We start from the raw sequence: 13,971 nt of genomic DNA on the forward strand, positions 1-13,971 counted from the left end.
TTATGGGAGGGTGAAATATCTTAAATAGTTATGTTCGGTAGAGTATATTTTAATTAGAAGAGCAGCAGCGGTTTCCTGTTTTACCCGGCATCAGAAGAGGGCGAGACAGCAGTTAAAAAGCGGGATATAACCAGGGCGTTGTTGTCAGCGCCCCGGTTACTTGTGGCTATGAAGCGAACCAGTTCAGCCTGTCACGTAGCGCAACAACCTGACCAACAATAATCAGGCTGGGGCTGACAACCTGCGTCGCCAGGTTTTCCAGCTGGGCCAGCTCACCGCTGACCACGCGCTGACGCGTACTGGTGCCGTTCTCTACCAGCGCGACCGGCATGGTAGCGGGCATGCCATGCGCCTGTAGCTGGCGCTGAATTTCTCCCGCCTGCGCCAGACCCATATAAAACACCAGCGTTTGTTGTTCGGCCGCCAGGTTAGCCCAGTCCAGCTGAGAATCCTGTTTGCGGTGGCCGGTAACAAAGCGCACGCTGTGCGCATAATCGCGATGGGTTAAGGGGATCCCGCTGTAGGCGGAGCAGCCAGAGGCAGCAGTAATGCCCGGCACCACGGAAAAGGGGATATTGCTGTTTTGTAACGCTTCCAGCTCTTCGCCGCCGCGCCCAAAGATAAAGGGATCGCCGCCTTTCAGCCGTACCACGCGTTTGCCCCGCTGAGCCTGCTCCAGCAGAATCTGATTGATCTCTTCCTGCGGGACACAGTGATGTCCGGCTCGCTTGCCAACAAAAATCTTTTCCGCATCGCGCCGCGCCAGCTGTAACACATCATCTGAAACCAGCCGGTCGTAGACAACGATATCCGCCTGCTGAATTTGTTGCAGCCCCTTCAGCGTTAACAGCCCGGCATCGCCCGGACCGGCCCCCACCAGCACCAGCTCACCGCGTTTATCCAACGGCTGATTAAACAGCTCATCGGTTAACGCCGCCGCACGTTGAGTATCATTATTCGCCAGCGACTGTGCCAGACGATCGCTGACAAACAGCTTTTCCCAGAAGCGGCGGCGTTCAGCGCCGGTCGCGTACTGCGTTTTCACCCGCTGGCGCAGCGTACCGGCGAGCGCCGCCAGCTTGCCCAGATGCTGCGGCAACAGCGCTTCCAGTTTTTCACGCAGCAGACGCGCCAGCACCGGCGCGCGTCCGCCAGAGGAAACGGCAATCATTAACGGAGAACGGTCGATAATCGATGGCATAATGGCGCTGGCCTGCGCAGGCGCATCCACCACGTTGCAAAACAGACGACGTTCCTCCGCCGCCGCGCTGACCTGTTGATTAACCGCTTCGTTGTTGGTTGCGGCAATAACCAGCCAACATTGATCAAGCAGCTCGGCGGAAAAAGGTTGATGCAGCAGGGTGACATCGCCAGCCTGCTGCCATTCATAAAACGGGGTGCTGAAATCAAGCGCACAAACCTGAAGCCGTGCGCCCGCATCCAGTAACAGCCGGGCTTTGCGGGCGGCGACATCGCCTGCGCCAACCAGCAGGCAGGTTCTGCCACGTAGCTGACAAAATAGCGGTAGGTAATCCATGGTGTTCTCCCGGTTTGCCGGTTTTTATCATGTTTGCAGGTGATGCGGCGCACGGGGTGCGCCGCAGGCAGGATAAACGCAGTTTTATTTACGGTGCATTGCGGCCTTAGCCGCAGGCGACCTCGACCTGACCTTCACGCACACGTACCGGCCAGCTGCGTACGGAACGACTGGCGTCTTCCATGCAGAGACCGTCACGCAGGCGGAAGCGCTGTTTTTTCAGCGGGCTGGCGACCCACAAATCCTGTTGATGCTCAGCGATGATGCCACGTGACAGCACGCTGGCTTCGGCAAAAGGATCGACATTGCTGATGGCGTACAGCTCTTCGTCGTCACGCGGGCGGAAAATCGCGACCTGTTCGCCTTCAACCAGCGCGCAAACGCCGGTTGCAGGCAGAATCGCTGCTAATTTACAGACGGGTTGCCAGCGGCTCATGCGTGTTCCTCCTCTTCAACCAGTTTGATCGCGATACGCTCATGAGGGCGTGCCGGGCGATGCTGTGCACGCTCACCTACCATCTGCACCAGCGGATCGCGCTGCGGGCTGTTGATAAAGTGACTGAAGCGGTTCTGCGCCTCAGGCTGATCGAGCGTCGCTTTCCATTCGCAGATCACGCGGCTGCGCAGTTGGGCCATATCGTCTTCCAGCTGGGCGTTCAGGCCGAGTTTGTCATCGATAACGATACTGCGTACGTAGTTGATGCCGCCTTCCAGACTTTCCAGCCAGGTGGAGGTGCGCTGCAGCTTATCTGCGGTGCGAATGTAGAGCATCATAAAGCGGTCAAGGTAGCGTAACAGCGTCTCTTTATCGAGATCGGCCGCCAGCAAATCGGCGTGACGCGGTTTCATGCCGCCGTTACCGCATACGTACAGGTTCCAGCCTTTATCGGTAGCGATAATGCCGACATCTTTGCCCTGGGCTTCGGCGCATTCACGCGTACAGCCAGACACGCCGAACTTCATTTTATGCGGGGTGCGGATGCCTTTATAACGGTTTTCCAGCTCGATGCCGAAGCCCAGGCTGTCGCCAACGCCATAGCGGCACCAGGTGCTGCCGATACAGGTTTTCGCCATGCGCAATGCTTTCGCGTAGGCGTGGCCGGTTTCAAATCCGGCATCTATCAGCTGGCGCCAGATCGCCGGTAAATCATCTTTCTGCGCGCCGAACAGGCCGATACGCTGCGAACCGGTGATTTTGGTGTAAAGGTTATACTGACGTGCCACCTGGCCAATTGCCATCAGGCCTTCAGGGCTGATTTCACCGCCCGCCGAGCGCGGGATCACGGAATAGGTGCCATCTTTCTGGATATTGCCGAGGAAGTTATCGTTGCTGTCCTGCAGCGGCGCATGTTCCGGTTGCAGCACATAATCGTTCCAGCACGAGGCGAGCAGGGAACCAACGGTTGGCTTACAGACTTCACAGCCGTAGCCTTTACCATATTTTTTCAGCAGTTCATCGAAGCTCTTAATGCCTTCCACGCGGATCAGGTGATACAGCTCCTGACGTGACCAGGCGAAGTGTTCGCACAGATGGTGGTTAACTTCGATGCCCTGGCGACTGAGCTCGGCATTCAGTACCTGGGTGACCAACGGGATACAGCCGCCGCAGCCGGTACCGGCACGCGTTTCTGTTTTGATGGCGGCAACGGTGTGGCAGCCTTTAGCCACGGCCTGGATAATATCGCCTTTGGTGACGTCAAAGCAGGAGCAGATTTGCGCGCTTTCCGGCAGCGAATCCACACCCAGCGTGGGTTTTTCCCCGCCCGCGTGCGCAGGCAGGATCAAGCTGTCAGGATGTTCCGGCAGCTTGATCTGATTCAGCACCAGCTGCTGTAGCTGACCATAATCGCTGGTATCGCCTACCAGCACCGCGCCCAGCAGGTATTGATTGTCTTCGCTGACCACCAGGCGTTTATAGACGCCGCTTTTCTCGTTCAGATAAACGTAGCTGCGCGCGCCTGGCGTACGGCCATGCGCATCGCCAATGCCGCCTACATCGACGCCCAGCAGTTTCAGTTTGGCGCTCATATCCGCGCCGCTAAATTGATTCTCGCGGCCCAGCAGGTGATCGCTGGCAACCTGCGCCATTTTGTAGCCCGGCGCCACCAGGCCAAACATTTTCTCGTTCCAGGAAGCGCATTCGCCGATGGCGTAGATATCGGGATCGGCGGTCTGGCAAACATCGTTGATCTGGACGCCGCCGCGCGGACCGATCGGCAGATCGCTCTGGCGAGCCAGTTTGTCCTGCGCACGGATCCCGGTGGAGAATACGATAAAATCGACATCCAGGCTGGTGCCGTCGGCGAATTCCAGCGTTTTGCCAGGGGCGTGATGCGCGATATTTTTGGTATTTTTGCCGGTATGAACCCGCACGCCCATCTGCTCGATTTTCTGGCGCAGCTGGCCGCCGCCCTGCACATCCAGCTGTTCGGCCATCAGCACTGGAGCAAATTCGATAACGTGCGTTTCAACACCCAGGTTTTTCAGCGCGCCAGCCGCTTCCAGACCCAGCAGACCGCCGCCGATAACCGCGCCGCTTTTACTGCGACGCGCGCACTCTTCAATGGCGTTGAGGTCTTCAATGGTGCGGTAGACAAAGCAATCCGGGCCGTCAGAGCCCTGAATCGGCGGGATCCACGGATAGGAACCGGTCGCCAGGATCAGTTTGTCATACTGAACGGCGCGGCCGCTGCTGGAGTGAATAACCTTTTCCTTACGGTTAAGCGTGATGGCACGTTCGCCAAGCAGCACGCGGATACCATGTTTTTCATAGTAGCCTTCGCGCACCAGCGAAAGTTCATCAGCAGTATGATGGGAAAAGTATGCGGAGAGATGGACTCGGTCGTAAGCCACGCGAGGTTCTTCACAGAAGACGGTAATTTCGAACTGGCCAGGTTCGGCTTTATCGATCAGTTCTTCAATGAAGCGGTGGCCAACCATGCCATTACCAATGATGGCGAGTTTGACAGTGCTCATTTTTGCCTCAAAATTGATCTAATTGGCGCCACAATAGCGCGATTATTAGCAAGCTTATTGATGTGCATCAATTGAGGCGTAAAATACTCCTTTGGTGGTATGTTGCTGAATCGTGGTTGTTTTTAGGAAATATATTAAATATCTGTTGCTTAGCAGCTTGCAGCTGGAGCCGTCCGCATCACGCTGTATCCTACCTGAATAACCTTCAACTTATTCTTACGGGTGCGGTATAGCGTTTTAGGATCAACGCGTCAGGAAAAGAGAGAGAGAAATGAAATTTGAACGCGCTGGAAAACAGCGGGCGGAACCGGCGTTCCGCCCGTAGAGATTAATGTCCGGCGTGGCCGTTCTGGCGATGCTTCGTCACAAAGCCCAACAGCAGACACATCACAAACACCACCGCGTAGAGGCCGTTAGCAGTTGCCAGCGCCGCATGCGCGCCGCCTTTGGCGACGATCGGGCCAGTTACGATAAAGGTCAACATGGTGCCCACGGTGCCGCAGGTCAGAATAAAGTTCACCAGCTTCGGCGAGGAAACGCGGGTTTGCTGCGAGCCAAGCGTAATAATGGTGGTATAAATCGCGCTGGAGAAGAAGCCCAGACCGATAATGATCCACTTCAGCATGCCCGGCTCGCTGCTGCTGACAAACCAGTACATCAGCAGGGTGGCCAGCGCTGCCAGCACCATCAGAATACGTTGCAGGTCAAAGAAGCGCAGAATGAAGCTGAATGCCCACATGCCGATCATATAGGAGGTCCAGAAGTTGCCAACCAGCTGCCCGGCGGCGCTAATGTCCATGCCCATGGTTTTCGTGGCGTATTCCGGCACCCATGAAATAAAGCCCAGCTGGCCGAGGATATAGCAGAGTGCGGCGATGGAAAGCAGCAGCACGCCCACGCCCCATTTTTCTTTGGCGACCGGCTGCGCATTATGCTGTTTTTTGCCTAATACCGGGAACTCAACGGTCAGCGTCAGGACAAAAATCGCCAGGTAGATCACGCCGATGCAGACGTAGACCCAATACCAGGGCAGATGGCGCGCCAGCAAGATACCGGCGATAACCGGGAAGATGGTTCCGGCCATGCTAAAGAAGGAGTCGGTAAACAGCAGACGCGATCCGCGCTGACGCCCTTCATAAAGATGCGTAATCAAAAAGGTACCAATCGACATCGTAATGCCGCTGACCACGCCCAACACAAACATACAGAGCGAGAAAACGCTCAGGCTATGGCTGGTCATCAGGCCCAGCACCGCCAACACCATCAGCACAAAGCCAAAAATCAGCTGGCGCTTCAGCGGCACGATCTCCATCAGCCAGGCATTCAGAAATACCGCCACCAAAATACCGGTGTTGAGGAAGGTAAAGGTATTGCTCATTTCAGAAACCGGAAGCTGGAAATAGTTAGCGATATCGCCTAACACCATCCCGGTGACAATCACCAGTGCGCCGGTGAGCGCATAGGAAAAGAAACTGATCCACGTCAGTCCAATGCGGTTACGATTTGTCATAGTTGGGGAAACCTTGAGCTAAAGGGCCTGGCTAAAGCAGCGCAGGAGTCGTCGACGGGAGTGTAAAGAAATTTCAGGTACGATCAAACTAACGATGAAAACAGTTTCATTCATTTCACCAATATTGTGATTTAAATCACCCTTTATTCCCTTGACGTTAACGTTTGCTCAAAGAGTTCGTTTACGTAAATAAAGGTAAAACGCTGGCTCTTGCCTAACAGGCTCTTTACAATCAATTTCGTTTAGATTTTGTGGCCTCAGTAAGGAATTATTCATGGTGAAACGTACTTTGACAGCGGTCGCCGCACTTTTGGCGCTGTCCACTTTTTCTGCCCCCGTTTTTGCTGCGCAGGGCGATACGCACGTCCTCCTGACCACTTCAGCCGGTAATATTGAACTCGAACTGAATAATCAGAAAGCACCGGTCTCTGTGAAGAACTTTGTCGATTACGTTAATAACGGTTTCTACAATAACACCGTGTTTCACCGCGTGATTCCCGGCTTTATGATTCAGGGCGGCGGCTTTATGACCGATATGCAGCAAAAGCCGACCAATGCGCCGATTAAAAATGAAGCGGATAACGGCCTGCGTAATACGCGTGGCACGATTTCCATGGCGCGTACCGCAGAAAAAGACAGCGCCACCAGCCAGTTCTTTATCAACGTGACCGATAACGCCTTCCTTGATCACGGGCAGCGTGACTTCGGCTATGCCGTATTTGGTAAAGTTGTGAAAGGCATGGACGTGGCGGACAAAATTTCTCAGGTGCCGACGAAAAATATCGGGCCTTACCAGAACGTTCCCAGCAAGCCGATCGTGATCCTCTCCGCAAAAGTCCTGCCGTAATCTCTTCTGCCGCCGCGTCTGCGGCGGCATACCCGCCTCCCTGCAGAGCGGCAATTTGCTGCTTATACTTAGGTCTCTCATTCTCTGACCGGAGGCGGTATGCCAACAAAACTGACCGAAAAGCAGAAAGCTACCTTGTGGCAGCAGCGGCGCAACGCTAATTTTCTGGCCAGTAGCAAACTGGAAGGCTTATCTTTCGCGGAAGTGACGCTGGATGCTGAACAGGCGGAGCAACGCTTAACCGCATTACGGAGGCAATATGGCGGCTAACGCAATGAACGGGCGCGATCCCTACTACTGGCAGAACGATGATGTGCTGCGCAACCGCCTTAACCTGCACGATGCCGCCCAGCTGCAAAAAGCGGAGGTGGCATTTACCTCGCTGCGGGCGGCCACCATCGAGCTGGGGCCGCGCAATCTGGGCTTTCCTTACCTGTGCGCTATCCATCGTACGCTGTTTCAGGATCTGTATGACTGGGCCGGTGAGATCCGCGAAATCGATCTCTACCTTGGCGATACGCCGTTTTGCCATTTTGAATATATTGAAAAAGAGGGCAATGCGCTGATGGAGGCGCTGGAAGAAGAGAATGGCCTGATTGATCTGCCTCATGAACAGTTTGTGGCGCGACTGGCGCACTACTATTGTGAAATCAATATGCTGCATCCCTTTCGCGACGGCAATGGCCGTGCGCAGCGTCTGTTCTTTGAACAGTTGATTATTCATGCGGGCTACGACGTGGACTGGAGCAAAACAGAACGGGAAGCCTGGCTACAGGCGAATGAAGAGGGCGCGCGCGGCGATCTTCAGGGGCTGACCGATATCTTCAGCAACATAGTGAGCGAGCCGAAGTAAGCGCGTAGAATAGCGGCGTTTTGGTCAGCCCGGAGCAAAAATGCTGCTGCTTATTGATAACTATGACTCTTTTACCTGGAACCTGTATCAGTACTTCTGCGAATTAGGCGCGGAAGTGCTGGTACGGCGCAACGATGAGATCACTCTGGCAGAAATGCAGGCGCTGCCGCTGACGCATTTGGTGATTTCCCCCGGTCCCTGTACGCCTGATGAATCGGGTATCTCTCTGGACGCGATCCGCACCTTTGCCGGCAAAGTGCCGCTGCTTGGCGTTTGCCTGGGTCATCAGGCGCTGGCGCAGGTGTTCGGCGCGCGCGTTATACGTGCCCGCGAGGTGATGCACGGCAAAACGTCGGCGATTGCCCATCAGCAGCAGGGGGTATTTGCCGGTCTGGCGCAGCCGCTGACCGTAACGCGCTATCACTCGCTGATTGTGGAAAAAGAGACGCTGCCTGATTGCCTGGCGGTCACGGCATGGAGCCTGCGCGACGGTCAGCCCGATGAGATCATGGGATTACGCCATAAAACGCTGGATGTCGAAGGGGTGCAGTTTCACCCGGAAAGCATCCTGAGTGAGCAAGGCCATCAGCTGCTGGCAAACTTTCTGCGCCGTAAATCGGCGGTTTAACCCAGCTTCTTTGCGATTCCGTTTGACTTACTATGCATATTTAATGATTATTTTTTCATTGAGCATCAACGTGAAATCAAATGGGGTAGCGAATGACAGCGGAAAAAATGGCGGTTACGCGGGAAACCTTCGATAAGGTGATATTGCCTGTTTATGCACCAGCGCAGTTTGTGCCGGTAAAAGGGAAAGGCAGCCGGGTATGGGATCAGCAGGGTAAAGAGTATATCGATTTTACCGCCGGGATCGCCGTAACCGCGTTGGGCCACTGCCATCCGGCGCTGGTGGAGGCGCTGAAAACCCAGGGCGAAATGTTGTGGCACACCAGCAACGTGTTTACTAACGAACCGGCGCTGCGCCTTGCCAGCAAGTTAATTGCTGCCACCTTTGCCGAACGCGTTTTTTTCGCTAATTCCGGCGCGGAAGCCAACGAAGCCGCGTTTAAACTGGCGCGTTACTATGCCGCCACCCGCCACAGCCCTTACAAAACCAAAATCATCGCCTTCCATCATGCGTTTCATGGCCGCACGCTGTTTACCGTCTCCGTTGGCGGACAGCCGAAATACTCTGACGGTTTTGGGCCGAAACCGGCCGATATCGTCCACGTGCCTTTTAACGACCTTGAGGCGGTCAAGGCGGTCATCGACGATCACACCTGCGCGATTGTGGTTGAGCCGATTCAGGGCGAAGGCGGCGTGGTGCCCGCCACGCAGGAATTTATGCAAGGTCTGCGCCAGCTGTGCGATCAACATCAGGCGCTGCTGGTGCTGGATGAAGTACAGAGCGGCATGGGACGCAGCGGTAAGCTGTTTGCCTATGAACATTATGGCGTACAGCCCGATATTCTGACCTCGGCGAAAGCGTTGGGCGGCGGCTTTCCCATTAGCGCAATGTTGACCACCAACCACATCGCCTCGGCGATGGCGCCGGGCGTACACGGCACCACTTATGGCGGTAACCCGCTGGCCTGCGCCGTGGCGGAGGCGGCGCTGGATGTGATTAATACGCCGTGGGTGCTGGATGGCATTGAGCAGCGGCGTCAGCGTTTTATTGAGGCGCTGGAAGCGATCAACGCCAAACTGGATCTTTTCAGCGACATCCGTGGTAAAGGGTTATTGATCGGCGCGGAACTGCAGCCGCAGCATAAAGGTAAAGCGCGCGATATTCTCAATGCCGCCGCTGCCGAAGGGGTGATGATTCTTACCGCAGGCAACGATGTGCTGCGCTTCGCGCCTTCGCTGGTGATCCCGCTGGCGGATATTGGCGATGGCATGGCGCGTCTGGCGCGCGCCGCCGATCGCGTATTGAACCCTGCATAATATTGAACGCGCCTGATGCCCAGGCGCGCTTATCCTTTACGCAAACGGCGCACCAGCCATTTACCGTGGTGCGGCCGTTGGCTCCACGCCAGCGACGAGATGGTATGCATCACCGAAAGATGCTCAAGAATACGTTTTACGTGGCGCTCCACAATGGTGGTTGGCCCTTCCTGGTTATCGGACGGGCCCTCCAGAATATTGCTCTCCTGCCCTGGCCCGTCATACGCCAGCCGCTGCTGACAGCGTTGCAGCGCAATTTCACACGATTGCAGATAGCGTTGCGCCAGTCCGGGCGGCAGCATGGTATGTTCACGCGCCAGAATGGTCATGGCGTTAATATGCTCCACAATAAACTGGCTGTGCGTAACCCAAAGTTTCATATCGTTCAGATAGCGCGTATTGAAAGCAGGCTCCTGCATCGCCTGGCTTAGGGAGTTAAACAGGGCGTTATGCGCCTGATTGACGCGCACCCGTTGCCAGGCCAGCTTCTGCGGCGAGGTCTCATTGCCCAGCAGCATTCTTAAGGCGTCCTGATACGCTTCCAGCGAATCGTGCGCATTCTGGCGCAGCAGCCCGCTCTGCCACTGCGGCCACAGCCAGACCATGCCGCCAAAGGCGATGCAGCACCCCATCAGCGTATCCATCAGGCGCGGCAGCAGAAAATGCGCGCCGTTCAGCGACAGCAGTTGCAGTGAATACACCGCGGTGACGGTAAAGCCGATGGTTGCCCAGCCATAATATTTGCGGATAAACAGATAGCTGACCAGGGTAATGGCCAACATGATCAGCAGCACCAGCGATTCCGGCACCGCAAAGCGCAGGGCGGCAGCGGCAATAATCAGCCCCGCCAGCGTGCCGAGCGCACGGTGCTGAATACGTACGCGCGTCGCGCTGTAGCCGTTCTGGCTGACAAACATAATCGTCATCAAAATCCACCAGGGTTTCGGCACGTTAAACGTCAACGCCAGCACGCTGCCGAACACCAGCATCACCGCAAAGCGAGCGGCGGTGCGCAGGGCAGAGGATTTAAACGACAGATAGCTACGCAACGCGGCCAGCAGCGGCAGCCGACGTTGCCGATCGGCCATCAGATCGCGCCGGTAGAGAGGGCGCTGGGTGCGCAGTACGCGGGCGATACGGCTGAAATGGTAATAGCAGAAATGACCCACCGGATTTTCCGGATGCTGACGGGCGATTTTCTCCAGCCCCAGCAGCGGTTTTTCCATGGTGAAACGTGACGGCAGCCGGTGATACAGCAAATCGTCCGCCAGCTCGCGCAACCGGGCGGCGATGGTTTGGGCATTCCAGCGAATCACCGCTTCCGCATGGCTTTGCTCGACCAGCTTCTGCACTTCCTCAGGCTGATGCAGGCTGACGGCAATATGCTCCTGCAGATCGAGCGCCACCTGAAAAGCGCGCGTCAAATGGCGATGGCTGTGATCGCGGTTAGCGGCCAGCATATGCATTTGCTGATAACAGGTATTAATCAGATCAACAACCTTTTGCTGACGCGCCAGCAGCGGCGGCAGCGCCTTTTCCGGGTCGGTGAGCTGCGTTAAGAAGGTATATTTGGCTTCGCCGTAATCAGCCAGTTCGCGGTAAAGCAGGCTGAGCGTCTCGCGCATTGGCTGCTCTTTCCACAGCCGGAACCAGAACCAGTTAAACAGGCCGTACCAGAAGGTACCGCCGATATAAAGCAGCGGCGGGCCCCAGATGGGCATATGCCCCACCAGACCCAGCGTAAAAATTGCCGCAATCAACGAGGCGGGCAGCAGACGCGCATGCAGCGAACCGATTTCACCGGTAACGCCGAGCAACAGCGCCATGGCGAACAGCGCCACGGGTAGCGGCACCTGCTGCAGCGTAAGCCATTGCAACAGGAAACTGCTGAGCGCAAACAGCGAGCCGCCAACGATCAGGCGTTTAAAAAAGCGGCGGTGGGGCGTATCCAGCCCGGCGATATTACAGCAGGCGGGCACCAGTGAGAAAAGTAACCCTTGTTGCAGGTTACCCAGCAGCCAGCCAATGGCGACCGGCAAACAGAGCACCAGCGTCTGACGCAGGGCATAGTTCACTTCAGGATGGTAAATAATTCTCCGCCACATCACGACATCACCAAAAATAAATACGGCGTGATGACAGGCATCACGCCGTATTTTCAGGGGTGCTTAACGGGTGCCGTAAACGACAATCGTTTTACCGTGAGCGGAGATCAGGTTTTGATCTTCCAGCATTTTCAGAATACGGCCCACCGTTTCGCGCGAGCAGCCAACGATCTGACCGATCTCCTGACGGGTAATTTTGATTTGCATCCCGTCCGGGTGGGTCATCGCATCTGGCTGTTTCGCCAGGTTCAGCAGCGTTTGCGCAATGCGGCCAGTCACGTCAAGGAAAGCTAAATTGCCTACTTTCTCTGAAGTCACCTGCAGGCGGCGCGCCATCTGGGAAGAGAGGCGCATCAGAATATCGGGATTCACCTGAATCAGCTGGCGGAATTTCTTATAAGAAATTTCAGCCACTTCACAGGCGGTTTTCGCACGTACCCATGCACTGCGTTCCTGACCTTCTTCAAACAGGCCAAGCTCGCCAATGAAATCACCCTGATTAAGATAGGAAAGAATCATCTCTTTGCCTTCTTCATCTTTGATCAGTACCGCAACCGCACCTTTTACGATGTAGTAGAGCGTCTCGGCCTTTTCACCCTGATGAATCAACGTGCTTTTTGATGGATATTTGTGGATATGGCAATGTGACAGGAACCATTCGAGTGTAGGGTCTGTTTGCGGTTTGCCGAGAACCATTCGCTATTATCCTCTGTTGTAATCGTGCCCTAAATACAGGGGGCAGTTTTCCCTGTCAGGCGTGGAAATCTTCAAGCGTTTCCTGCTGGAAATTTATGCAGGCAACTGCGAGGCCTTAAGGCGTGCAGTCGTCCCGTTTTCGTTTCATAGAACGAAAATATTACAGCTTTGTTTGTAGCACAGCTTTATCTTACTGTCTCCTGTTGTCTCGCTTCAGCTTGTGCTGAATCGGACAATTGCCGTGTAGTTGTTGCCAGCCCAGGCAATGCTTTGGCTGACTTATCAGCTATTCGATTTTCTTGCCTTCTATCAGACGTTTCACTAACGGCAGCATGATCAGCTCCATCGCCAGGCCCATTTTTCCGCCCGGCACCACCAGCGTATTAATATGTGAAATAAAGGAGCCTTGCAGCATCGCCAGCAGATAGGGGAAATCGATATCCTCCAGACCGCGAAAATGAATCACCACAAAGCTTTCATCCAGCGAAGGAATGGCGCGCGCGGCAAAAGGATTCGAGGTATCCACCGTGGGGACGCGCTGAAAGTTAAGATGGGTGCGTGAAAACTGCGGCGTGATGTAGTTAATGTAATCTTCCATTGAGCGCACCACCGAATCCATCACCGCTTCGCGTGAATGGCCGCGTTCGCTGGTGTCGCGTATCAGCTTCTGGATCCATTCCAGGTTGACGATCGGCACCACACCCACCAGCAGATCGACCTTTTCCGCCACGTTGTGCTGCTGCGTCTCCACACCGCCGTGCAGCCCTTCATAAAACAGAATGTCCGTTGGCTCCGGCAGCGGCTGCCACGGTGTGAAGGTACCCGGCAGCTGATTCCACGGCACCGCTTCATCATAGGTATGCAGGTACTTACGCGACTGGCCCCGCCCATGTTCGCCATATTCAACAAAGGTTTGCTCAAGCAGGCCAAAGTCGTTGGCTTCCGGGCCAAAATAGCTGATATGGCGGCCCAGATCGCGTGCCTTGCGGATCGCCATATCCATTTCCGGACGCGTATAGCGGTGAAAGCTGTCGCCCTCAAGTTCGGCGGCGTGTAGGTTAAGCTGTTGGAAAATCTTACGAAAGGCAAGGCTGGTGGTGGTGGTTCCCGCTCCGCTGGAGCCGGTTACCGCGATAATCGGATGTCTGGCTGACATAAGCACTCTCTGGGTAACATCGGGCGATGAGCATTGTTATCACGTTTAGGCGACAAGTGTCATTACTGTACGCGCCTGCCAGCGCGCATTAATGTGACGAGCCGCACAGCGCCATCGTCATCGCTAGCCGTCGCGAAACTGACCGCGCGGCATAATATTCACCGTTTCATGCAGTTCCGACCAGACCAGCACCGCTTCGCCGCTTTTCAGCTGACGTCGCACATCTTCCACCTTTTGCGCCAGCGAGCGTTCCTGCTCGCCGTAATCGGTGCCTTCGCGCAGCACAAAGGCTTCAATCAGGTTTTCCAGCGTTTCCGGAGAGAGATCTTGCCAGGGAATAATCACAG

General features: G+C 55.4%; 13 protein-coding genes. 5 read left to right on the plus strand and 8 right to left on the minus strand.

All coding sequences use genetic code 11. The annotated features are described in order from the left end of the window. Positions 1-166: 166 nt before the first annotated feature. The 4 genes from cysG to tsgA form a co-directional block, all read right to left on the minus strand. On the minus strand, positions 167-1,537 hold the full coding sequence (gene cysG, locus J2X14_RS12220; protein ID WP_352411488.1) for a siroheme synthase CysG: 1,371 nt from the start codon (positions 1,535-1,537) through the stop codon (positions 167-169). A gap of 106 nt (positions 1,538-1,643) precedes the next feature. After that, on the minus strand, positions 1,644-1,973 hold the full coding sequence (gene nirD / locus J2X14_RS12225; RefSeq protein WP_352411489.1) for a nitrite reductase small subunit NirD: 330 nt from the start codon (positions 1,971-1,973) through the stop codon (positions 1,644-1,646). After that, positions 1,970-4,513 (minus strand): nitrite reductase large subunit NirB, encoded by a 2,544-nt coding sequence (nirB, locus tag J2X14_RS12230; protein ID WP_352411490.1) that lies wholly within the window; start codon positions 4,511-4,513, stop codon positions 1,970-1,972. The genes nirD and nirB overlap by 4 nt, the downstream gene beginning before the upstream one ends. Before the next feature lie 328 nt (positions 4,514-4,841). Further along, positions 4,842-6,023: an MFS transporter TsgA gene (gene tsgA / locus J2X14_RS12235; RefSeq protein WP_352411491.1), complete on the minus strand. Its 1,182-nt coding sequence runs from the start codon at positions 6,021-6,023 to the stop codon at positions 4,842-4,844. A gap of 274 nt (positions 6,024-6,297) precedes the next feature. On the opposite strand from tsgA, the gene ppiA reads away from it, so the two are divergent. The 5 genes from ppiA (at position 6,298) to argD (ending at position 9,667) form a co-directional block, all read left to right on the plus strand. Beyond that, on the plus strand, positions 6,298-6,870 hold the full coding sequence (gene ppiA, locus J2X14_RS12240) for a peptidylprolyl isomerase A (RefSeq protein ID WP_352411492.1): 573 nt from the start codon (positions 6,298-6,300) through the stop codon (positions 6,868-6,870). 99 nt (positions 6,871-6,969) lie between these two features. Then, positions 6,970-7,140: a FicA/YhfG family antitoxin gene (gene ficA / locus J2X14_RS12245; RefSeq protein ID WP_352411493.1), complete on the plus strand. Its 171-nt coding sequence runs from the start codon at positions 6,970-6,972 to the stop codon at positions 7,138-7,140. Then, complete coding sequence (locus tag J2X14_RS12250; RefSeq protein WP_352411494.1) at positions 7,130-7,723, plus strand: putative adenosine monophosphate-protein transferase Fic; 594 nt, start codon at positions 7,130-7,132, stop codon at positions 7,721-7,723. The genes ficA and J2X14_RS12250 overlap by 11 nt, the downstream gene beginning before the upstream one ends. A 40-nt stretch (positions 7,724-7,763) precedes the next feature. After that, positions 7,764-8,351 carry an aminodeoxychorismate synthase component II gene (locus tag J2X14_RS12255; RefSeq protein ID WP_352411495.1) on the plus strand — a complete coding sequence of 196 codons (588 nt, stop codon included), beginning with the start codon at positions 7,764-7,766 and terminating at the stop codon, positions 8,349-8,351. A 92-nt stretch (positions 8,352-8,443) separates the two neighbouring features. Next, positions 8,444-9,667 (plus strand): bifunctional acetylornithine/succinyldiaminopimelate transaminase, encoded by a 1,224-nt coding sequence (argD, locus tag J2X14_RS12260; protein WP_352411496.1) that lies wholly within the window; start codon positions 8,444-8,446, stop codon positions 9,665-9,667. A 29-nt stretch (positions 9,668-9,696) separates the two neighbouring features. Here argD and J2X14_RS12265 read toward each other — a convergent pair whose 3' ends face one another. The 4 genes from J2X14_RS12265 to J2X14_RS12280 form a co-directional block, all read right to left on the minus strand. Continuing rightward, positions 9,697-11,772, minus strand: coding sequence for a YccS/YhfK family putative transporter (locus J2X14_RS12265; RefSeq protein WP_352411555.1), 2,076 nt, complete (start codon positions 11,770-11,772; stop codon positions 9,697-9,699). A 63-nt stretch (positions 11,773-11,835) separates the two neighbouring features. Further along, the gene (gene crp / locus J2X14_RS12270) at positions 11,836-12,468 is read right to left on the minus strand and encodes a cAMP-activated global transcriptional regulator CRP (protein ID WP_017803012.1); all 633 of its coding nucleotides are present in this window, start codon (positions 12,466-12,468) and stop codon (positions 11,836-11,838) included. A gap of 286 nt (positions 12,469-12,754) precedes the next feature. Continuing rightward, positions 12,755-13,624, minus strand: a complete 870-nt coding sequence (locus J2X14_RS12275; RefSeq protein WP_352411497.1) for a phosphoribulokinase — start codon at positions 13,622-13,624, stop codon at positions 12,755-12,757. Positions 13,625-13,747: 123 nt separating this feature from the next. Continuing rightward, entirely contained in the window at positions 13,748-13,969 is a 222-nt protein-coding gene (locus J2X14_RS12280) for a YheU family protein (RefSeq protein ID WP_352411498.1), read from the minus strand. Positions 13,970-13,971 lie beyond the last annotated feature (2 nt).

The sequence above is a fragment of the Mixta sp. BE291 genome, from assembly GCF_031457955.1.
Lineage (GTDB): Bacteria > Pseudomonadota > Gammaproteobacteria > Enterobacterales > Enterobacteriaceae > Mixta.